This window comes from Draconibacterium sp. (assembly GCF_041583095.1).
Classification (GTDB): Bacteria; Bacteroidota; Bacteroidia; order Bacteroidales; family Prolixibacteraceae; genus Draconibacterium.
Window position 1 is genome coordinate 1 of record NZ_JBFHGM010000273.1, and the last position, 6,826, is coordinate 6,826.

The 6,826-nt window shown below is 44.6% G+C and carries 3 protein-coding genes; 2 read left to right on the forward strand and 1 reads right to left on the reverse strand.

Annotated elements, in window-relative coordinates:
* On the reverse strand, nt 1-1,683 hold a 1,683-nt coding region (locus tag ABZB17_RS18805), incomplete at its 3' end, for a M14 family metallopeptidase (RefSeq protein ID WP_372652471.1).
* A gap of 316 nt (nt 1,684-1,999) precedes the next feature.
* Here ABZB17_RS18805 and ABZB17_RS18810 point away from each other — a divergent pair.
* Nucleotides 2,000-4,726, forward strand: coding sequence for a glycoside hydrolase family 78 protein (locus ABZB17_RS18810; protein ID WP_372652473.1), 2,727 nt, complete (start codon nt 2,000-2,002; stop codon nt 4,724-4,726).
* A gap of 986 nt (nt 4,727-5,712) precedes the next feature.
* Entirely contained in the window at nt 5,713-6,423 is a 711-nt protein-coding gene (locus tag ABZB17_RS18815) for a hypothetical protein (RefSeq protein ID WP_372652475.1), read from the forward strand.
* Nucleotides 6,424-6,826: the final 403 nt, after the last annotated feature.

A 6,826-nucleotide genomic window follows, 5' to 3' on the forward strand; every position in this document is an offset into this window, starting at 1 on the left:
ATCGCCATCGAGCGTAAGCACTACAGGAGCCGGCTGGCCATTTCGCTGTCCCATCGAAATCGGGTAGGGAAGTGCGCCATTGTTGGCTACATACAATTCCAGTTTGTAAATACCGCCGCCCATATCAGTTACTTTTTTGTCGGCAATGGCAAACTCAGGTAATTCTTTTGATAATTGGAGCAACCAGGGCAATTGTGTTGCCAGTAACGACTCAATTTTATCTGCTTTCGGAGTCGTTTCCAGGTAAGGAGCATAGCCCCCCACTTCAACTTCATCAAAATCGGGATGATCTACTTTTGTCCAGGCAACAAATCCTGCTCCGTCCAGTTCTGCATCAGAATAAGCCAGCAACGCTTTGTCTTTTTCACTCAACTCATCTTTTTTCTCCGGCTTTTCCTCTTTCTTTTTCTTGTCATCCGAGGCCTCTTTTTCCTCCTCTTTTTTCGCTTCTTCTTTTACTTTCGGAATTGAAAATAGTTGCATGCTAAACGAAGGCACGCCGAGGTGGTAATAGGCCCACAATTCAAACGAACCATCTTTTGCCGGTGTCGGATCCAGGGTTTCGGTACTGAAATCTTTTGCTTTCAGGTACTTTTTATACGCTTCGGCATATTTTTTATAAAAAACCAGGTCGTCTTCCAACGGATTAGTCGCCGGTCCCAAACTCAGGTAGCTGGCCACCAACGACGGAGTAACATCAGTGCCCGGAGATACAACCGCTTTAAACAACTCGATTGCTTCGTCCATGGTATAGGTTTTATTGGCATCGGCGTTAAGCATAGTGGCATAACGGCGCGGAATTTTTAATTTATCGAGGTTGGCATCGCCTTTACGGCCTCCTTTTGGCGGAACCAGGCAGAAGTTTGATGTACCTAAAGTATACACCATCGAAATCTCGGGGCGGTCGAAAATAAAACGCAGTATTCCATACACCTCGGGAGTTTGCCCGGCGTATAAACCTGCCTCCTTGTTTTCGAAGGGGAAAAGATGTGGAAAGGCAATACCCACGTTAATCCCGCCTGTACCGTCTTCGTTGTATTTCCCGTCTTTGTCGTTGTCAATTCCTTCTGTCAGCAATTTGTACACGCCACGTTCGCCTTCCTTTTTGTCGGCTTTTTTCATTAGCCGCGCATCTTCTTTCGAAACGATATAACTGCCTTCAATACTTTTAATACGCATTTGAGTGATCAGCCCGTCGCCGTTCAAATCATCCGGACCATCTTCATCGGTAGCCTCGTCGCCATCGTTGTTTATTTTGAAAAGATTGGTGGCCTGTCCGGTTTTTAATGCCGAAAAATACACGGCTGCGGCATCAGGGTTGGGCTGTGGCATAATGTACCATTTTACATCTTTGGTGTAAGCTGTTGAATCCATTAACAGTTTCGCCAGGTACAACGCGCCTTCAGTTGCCAGTGGTACATTTCCCTCGAAATTGGCACCCACAAAAATTGCCGGAACATCGCTGAGGTTTGCACCAATTTCCAATACGGTAATCGGTTCGCCACCCGGACTTTCGGCAATGGTGTGCAGTTTGGCATTTCCCGAAGAAAATTCTTTTAACAATTGCTGAACCTCCCGGTTGGTGTGGTATTTTCCAAATCCGGTGTCAGACTGCGCTTTTAGCCCGGAGCTCATAACTATAAGCAAGCCGGAAAAGCACAAATAAAGCAGTTTTTTGACCATAATAAATGTGTTTTTCTTTAAATGATTTATTAAAATTTTGATTCGTCGATTAGGCACTGTTGATACTAATGATGAAAGAAATATGTTCGATATTCGGCATGAAAATTACATTTTTTTATTAAAAAAGTGGAATTTGCTGACATAAATTTGATTTTGTTTCCGATTTTGATGACTAGTTTACTTTCTCTTTTATTCCGAAATGTATTTGATTGTGCCAAAAAGTATAAATTAAGTATCAGTTTATGTATTGTAATTGCAGTTAAAGAGCTTTAATTTTATGTTCTAAAATTTTACTAAACCAAATAAATCAAACAAAATGAAGCATTCAAAAGCTTTACTTAAATCATTCCTGTTAGTTTTAATTCTAAGTGTGTTTTCATCGGTACTATATGCTAAAACAAGTGTGAAGAAACTCGTTTGCGAGTACCACGAAAATCCTGTGGGCATTGATGTTGAACAGCCAAGGTTAAGCTGGCAGCTTTATTCCGATCAACAGAATGTTGTTCAATCGGCTTACGAAATCAGAGTGGCAGGCTCGGTGAAAGACCTGGCATCAAAAAGCAAACAGTTGTGGAATTCCGGAAAGGTTGAATCCAATAAGTCGGTGAATGTGGTTTATGGCGGCCCGCAACCGGAGTCGATGCAACGTGTGTACTGGCAGGTGCGGGTATGGGATAACAGCGGTAAAGCAAGTGCCTGGAGCGAACCGGCCTATTGGGAAATGGGAATTCTGAAGCCTGAGTTATGGAAAGCGTCGTGGATTGCTTTGCCCAACGAACCGGAGTCTGAGGATTCAAAACCTGCGCAATATTTCCGGAATGAATTTTCCACGTCAAAAACGGTAAAATCGGCGCGGGCTTATGTAACGTCTCATGGCCTGTATCAGCTGTTTTTAAATGGCGATAAAGTGGGCGACCAGCTGTTTACGCCGGGTTGGACCAGCTACAATAAACGTTTGCAATACCAGACTTACGATGTAACCAAAATGTTACAAAAAGAGAATGCTGTTGGCGTTGTTTTGGGCGATGGCTGGTACCGTGGAAATATTGGCTGGAGCAGTGCCGATGGTTATTACGGAAGTAATCTGGCGCTGTTATTTCAGTTAAAAATTGACTATACCGACGGGAGCAGCGAGTGGATCGTTAGCGATAAAAACTGGAAAGTAAACAATGGCCCGATTCGCAAATCGGATATCTACAATGGTGAAACGTATGATGCCCGACTGGAACTGACCGGCTGGGCAAGTACCGGGTATAATGCAGGTGAATGGAAGAGCGTTGAAGAAGTTGACCAACCAAAAGATTTGTTGATTGCTCCTCAGGGTGTGCCTGTAAAAGCTGTTGAAGAGCTTAAACCAATTGAATTTATCACCACACCAAAAGGCGAAAAGGTTTACGATATGGGCCAGAATATGGTTGGCTGGGTGCGTATAAAAATGAAAGGCAAGGCGGGGCAAAAAGTGCAACTGAAATTTGCCGAAGTGCTGGATAAAGAAGGTAACTTTTATACCGCCAATTTACGTTCGGCCGAATGTACCGATACCTATATTTTTGGCAAAGACGGTGAGGCGGTTTACGAACCAAAATTCACCTTTCACGGATTTCGTTATCTGCAGTTAATTGGTTTTGATGAAATCCCGGCGAAAGAAGATATTACCGGAGTGGTTATTTATTCGGATATGGAACCAACCGGTACATTTGCCTGCAACAACGAAATGATCAATCAGCTGCAGCACAATATTCAGTGGGGACAAAAAGGCAACTTCCTTGATGTGCCAACCGATTGTCCGCAGCGCGACGAACGTTTGGGCTGGACAGGCGATGCGCAGGTGTTTAGTATGACTGCCGGATACAATTTTAATGTGGCTGCTTTCTACACCAAATGGATGAAAGATGTGGAGGCCGATCAACTCGCCAATGGTGTTATTCCACATGTTATTCCCGATGTGTTGAATGGTCAGGGAGGCGCTACCGGCTGGGCCGATGTGGTGGCTATAATTCCATGGTCGGTGTATAAAATTTATGGCGATACCCGCATTCTGAAAGAAAGTTACCCGGCAATAACCAAATGGGTAGGCTATATGAACGAACGCGCAGGCGATGATTACCTTTGGACCGGTGACGCTCATTTTGGCGACTGGCTGGCTTATGCCACAACAAGCTCTGATTACCCTGGAGCTACCACCGAAAAAGACCTGCTGGCAACCGCTTATTTTTATTACACAACCACATTAACAGCTAAAATCGCACAGATAATCGACAAACCACAAGATGCCGAAAAGTACAAACAACTGGCGGCAAACATAAAAACGGCTTTTAACAACGAGTTTGTTACGCCCAACGGACGCCTGGTTTCGCACACACAAACAGCTTATGTTATTTCGCTGGCATTTGGCATTTTGCCCGACAGTATGGTTGATGATGCAGCCGCTTACCTGGCAAAAGATGTAGAGAAATTCAGACACCTTACCACCGGCTTTTTGGGAACGCCAATTCTGTGTCCGACACTTTCGGCCATTGGCCGCGACGATTTGGCCTTTATGTTGCTGAACCGTAAAGATTACCCATCGTGGTTGTATCCGGTTACACAGGGAGCAACAACCATCTGGGAGCGCTGGGACGGACAGAAGCCCGACGGAACCTTCCAGGACGTGGGAATGAACAGCTTTAACCATTATGCTTACGGTGCTATTGGCGAATGGCTGTACAACCATGTGGCCGGTATAAAAGTGGATGAAAACAATCCGGGGTACAAGAAATTTTTCCTGGCACCAAATCCGGGCGGAGGTTTAACCCAGGTTGATGCAACGTTTAATTCTATGTATGGCCCGATTAAATCGGATTGGAAGGTGAGCGACGGACAGATGACCTACCAGGTTGAAGTTCCTGCAAATACCTCTGCCGAAGTGGTGCTGCCAAAAGCAAAAGTAGCCGAAATAAACATGGACGGCGATCTAAAATCAAACGCCAAACAAACCGGAGCAGATGTAACTGTTTTAGTGGGGTCGGGGACATACTCGTTTAGTTACCCAATGGATGAATAATTCGCTCAATAAGTTTGGAATTCAAAAGATATTTCCGGCACGAAGTTTCTCCTCCTGATAGGAGGAGGGGACCGCGTTTACAGCGGTGAGGTGGTTGGTTTTATTATTTGCACCGTGGCTTCAGCCCGGTGATCAGAATTAAACATATAAAAAGGCTTTAGCCATTAATCTTACCGATTAAACGCTAAGGCCTTTTTTTCGTAACCCTCACGGATTACGCTTGCACCTGCCGGACTTTCAGTCCTAAAATATCGAAGGGGGTCAAAGCCCCGACACGTAACAGCATCGTCCGTAAGGGTTATACTTTTGTATTTTGGATCATCCGAAAAATTTCGTGGATTCAATTTTGAAATGCTTCCAGATGGATTCTACTTTTTGCCTGCCGGCAGCCTTCATCTTTGCCTTAAAGCAAAGACGAAGCAGTAAGTTCAAGGCTGCTATTGGCCTTTCCCCTGCGTTTTCATAAAACCTAAGTTCGAACGGGTGATCTCCTCAATTCTTCGGAGCTTCCCGTTCTCACTAAGGTTTCATTTCAACTCCGGGCAACGACCAATAGAGGCCGTCCACCGATGCAACGAGAGCTACATCGAAGCCGGGCCTCGTCCGCCAGCTGGCGGACGGAAAACAAGTGGTGCCAGCGTTAAAAAATTACTGCTGTTTGAGGAGCCCCGAAGTTTCGGGGGGAGTTTCAGGAATTTTAGTTGGTAGCACGTAGCTTTTCCGAGAGAGGCGGGCGCAGCCTTGAGTTTTGTGTTTACCTGTTTGGATCAAGCCAAATAGTAAAATCTGTCCGATAGGACAAAAGTATATTTCTTATGATTGGTGGTTTGATACAATCCTGAAACTTTTATAGTATTATTTTTTATCCAACGGAAATTTCAGGTGATCCTGTATTTTATTGGATGAGGGGTAGAATTTGCCTTTTTATTAAATCTAAACTATCTTGTGCTTAACAAAAAGATATTGATTCACCCAAATCGAAAAAAATGCCAACAATCAAACAAACAACCCAACCTGAAGAAATAAAATCGTCGCGCCCCAACCAACCTGTTGCTTCTTTTTTGCAGGAAGCCGAAAACCTTTATGTATGGTGTATTGAAGATGTGCCTGAGTTGGTAAAAGCCGGTGTTGATGAGGAAATGATTAACACATTGCCGGAAAATATTAAAACCTGTCGTGATGCCCAAACGCTATGGAAAAAGAAACTAAAAACTCCGGGCGAAGCACAGGTGCAATGGAAATTACAGCAGCCGGAGGCCAGTAAATTAGAGGCCGAATTGATACGTTCCTTGCGTTTTGCCTTTCGGAAGCAACCCGATTTATTAGCCCGGCTAAAATATATTGCAAAAGGTAACAGCTATGCAAATCTTATACAGGACCTGAATGATTTGGCGCTACTGGGGCAGAAACACAGTCAATTGCTTACGGCTATTGGATTTGATATGGACTTGCTCGACACAGCAACGGCAAAATCGAAAGAGTTGGCCGGTTTGTGGGCACAGACTAAAAACGAAAATGCCCGTTTAAATGAAATGGCAGTTGCGCGTAATAAGGCGTTCTGGTCCTTGCATCAACAAGTTTCGGAAATCCGCGCAACCGGCCAGTACATCTTCCGCCACCGAAAAGACCGCTATGTGGGCTATGTTAGCCAATTCTGGAAGAAAAAGGATCAACGCAAAAGCAATTCTGCCGGCTAAACCCAGGCATTGTATTAAATATTATTATGCGAGGTACTCGTAATAAGGTGCGAGGTATATCTAAATACATGCGAGGGACAAATAATAGCGTGCGAGGGATACTAAATCGGTTGCGAGGGATATAAAAAGGGATGCGAGGTAACCTCGCACATATATATTAGTACCTCGCAGGTAAATATCAGGCCCTCGCACCTAAATATAACAACCTCGCGCCCTTATAATAGTTCCTCGCAGGCTATTTTTATATACTCGCAGGGCAATTATGAGCGCAGGGACGGTAAAAAATTCAATATAGAGGCAGAGTTGTACACCACGCGAAGGGATTCGCGCGGCAGCGGTGGTAGAAAATGCAAAAAACAGAAGTAACATTATTCCACGCGAAGGGATTCGCGCGGTAGCGGTG